Annotated in this window: 3 protein-coding genes and 2 pseudogenes; 3 read left to right on the top strand and 2 right to left on the bottom strand. The window is 33.5% G+C overall.

Translation table 11 applies throughout. The annotated features are described in order from the left end of the window. Both ACFIK1_RS05165 and ACFIK1_RS05160 read right to left on the bottom strand, forming a co-directional pair. Positions 1-198, bottom strand: a pseudogene (locus tag ACFIK1_RS05165) (hypothetical protein); the annotation flags it as partial. A gap of 209 nt (positions 199-407) precedes the next feature. Beyond that, positions 408-707, bottom strand: coding sequence for a helix-turn-helix domain-containing protein (locus tag ACFIK1_RS05160; protein WP_015856266.1), 300 nt, complete (start codon positions 705-707; stop codon positions 408-410). A 92-nt stretch (positions 708-799) separates the two neighbouring features. Here ACFIK1_RS05160 and ACFIK1_RS05155 point away from each other — a divergent pair, with 92 nt between their 5' ends. From ACFIK1_RS05155 to ACFIK1_RS05145, 3 genes and pseudogenes are all read left to right on the top strand, one after another. Beyond that, positions 800-1,135, top strand: coding sequence for a helix-turn-helix domain-containing protein (locus ACFIK1_RS05155; protein WP_375662238.1), 336 nt, complete (start codon positions 800-802; stop codon positions 1,133-1,135). Between the two features lie 18 nt (positions 1,136-1,153). Next, positions 1,154-1,522 (top strand): hypothetical protein, encoded by a 369-nt coding sequence (locus ACFIK1_RS05150; protein ID WP_375613947.1) that lies wholly within the window; start codon positions 1,154-1,156, stop codon positions 1,520-1,522. Positions 1,523-1,641: 119 nt separating this feature from the next. Then, positions 1,642-1,993, top strand: a pseudogene (locus tag ACFIK1_RS05145) (hypothetical protein); the annotation flags it as partial.

The following is a 1,993-nucleotide window of genomic DNA, read 5'->3' as shown; positions in this document are numbered from 1 at the left end:
TTCTGCAATTTCTTCAGAGATATCTTCACAATTATTCTCAGAAGGATTGATGCGAAAGATTTGGATTGCATCATCTGCCTCGTCAATAATTTTTAGAACTTGGCTTTCATCCAGTGGTCCCGACCGACCAATGTTTTGATCATCATCATAGACAACTAATAAGATTTCATCAGAATTTATAAGAATTGGCTTATCCATAATTTTTCCTCCCTAACGCCTCTTGGCGATTGTTTGTGCGTGGTTTATGAGACATCTATACCATTATGGTAATATTAAGTCAATACCAAAATGGTTATTTTTTTATTTTATATTTGGAAGGGGTGAAATAATGGATAAAAATCTATTGATTGATGAAAAAATATTAGCGTTTTGGAAAAAATTAACAGAGGATGAAAAAAAGAAATTTATTATTTCTTTTCTTGATAAAATGAAGAAAGAAGATCAAGAAGTTTAACTTTGTTATCATAACTTAGATGTTCGAGCATATCTTCTATTTGTGCATCTAAGTTATTTGTCTCCTGTTCTGAAAACATCAATTGTTTAGGGGTAACGGATAAATGAGGTGCTAAACGTATAGCCCATTCTTTTGTTAATTTCCGATGACCATTTTCTAAGCGAAAAATCTGTGGTTGACTCGTACCTGCTAATTCAGCTAACTTTTTAGAGCTTAAGCCCATTTTCTCTCTGAAAAATTTTAAGTTATTCATGATTCTTATCCTATAAAAAAAATTTTATCTTTCAAATACCAATACGGTAAAAATCTCTTGCATTAAAAATACCACTACGGTATGATTTAGGAATGTTTAAGCTAAAATCATATTTATTGAAGAATAATATTACTTACGCTGAGTTTGCAGCCTCTATAGGTGTTACACAGACATCAATAGCGCGTTACATAAATAAGAAGAGATTTCCTCAGCCTAGGATAATAAAGCAAATAGCAAAGATTACGGATAATTATGTAAGTCCTAGTGATTGGTATCAAGAAAATTTTGCTACTGCAATACAAGAAAAAGCAACGCCTTCTTTTGTCAAGGGTTCCACTGTTTGCATGAAGCCATGTGAACAAAATGAAATGTTGCAATCTCAATATGAAGAAAAGAATGAACATCAACAGCATCATTCACACTCTTAAAGAAGAAAGAAAGTAAAGATGGATTATGGTTTAGCGGCAATTATTATACTTTTTACGACCAATGTAATTACGGTTTTTTGTTTGTGGGCCTATCGTAAAGTTTTTTATTTATATCGTAAAAAAGAGCAAAGCTATGTAAATGTTTTGCAAAAATCATATTATACTTTTTATATTTTGAAAGATTTAATACAGGAAATAGGTTTTCCAGAAGGCTGTACAATCGTTTTTAATAATTCTGATTGGAATTTTTCTTTTGATGAAAACAACCATTTAATAGCCAAAAATTCTTTAGGACCAGAATTGTCCATAAAGATGCATGGCGACACAAAATATTTCAAAGAAAACTCTCAAAAAATTTTTGAAAAACACAATCGGTCCAAACATTGAATGTAACGAGATGAGGCATGCAGTGTATTTTTGAATTGAGTGAGTTCATTTTTTTTAATTTATGACTAAACGCTCTGTCATAGCACACATATAAATACGTAGAGCCTTAAGGGGGGATTATGATCACTAACGCACAATCCATTTTATGTCTTGATCTAGGGACTAAGACAGGCTGGGCGATACGTGGTGCGGATGGTTTTATCACAAGCGATACAGAAGATTTTTAATCACGCCGTTTTGAAGGCGGTGGCATGCGTTATCTGCGCTTTAAGAAATGGCTTTCTGAACTAAAGAAATCTGTTGATGAAATTGACGCGGTGTATTTTGAAGAGGTGCGCCGGCATGTGGGTACAGACGCTTCTCATATTTACGGAGGCTTTCTAGCAACTCTAACAGCGTGGTGTGAACATCATCAGATACCATATGAAGGCATTCCTGTTGGCACAATTAAGAAGGCAACAACAGGAAAAG

Origin of the sequence: Bartonella sp. OC16QHHD (assembly GCF_042194035.1) — a bacterium.
GTDB lineage: Bacteria > Pseudomonadota > Alphaproteobacteria > Rhizobiales > Rhizobiaceae > Bartonella.
This window is presented reverse-complemented; position numbering and strand designations above follow the sequence as displayed.

Bases quoted from the DNA above. Each gene is read 5' to 3' on its own strand.
- ACFIK1_RS05160 (WP_015856266.1), bottom strand. From the start codon at position 707: ATGAATAACTTAAAATTTTTCAGAGAGAAAATGGGCTTAAGCTCTAAA.
- ACFIK1_RS05155 (WP_375662238.1), top strand. From the start codon at position 800: ATGTTTAAGCTAAAATCATATTTATTGAAGAATAATATTACTTACGCT.
- ACFIK1_RS05150 (WP_375613947.1), top strand. From the start codon at position 1,154: ATGGATTATGGTTTAGCGGCAATTATTATACTTTTTACGACCAATGTA.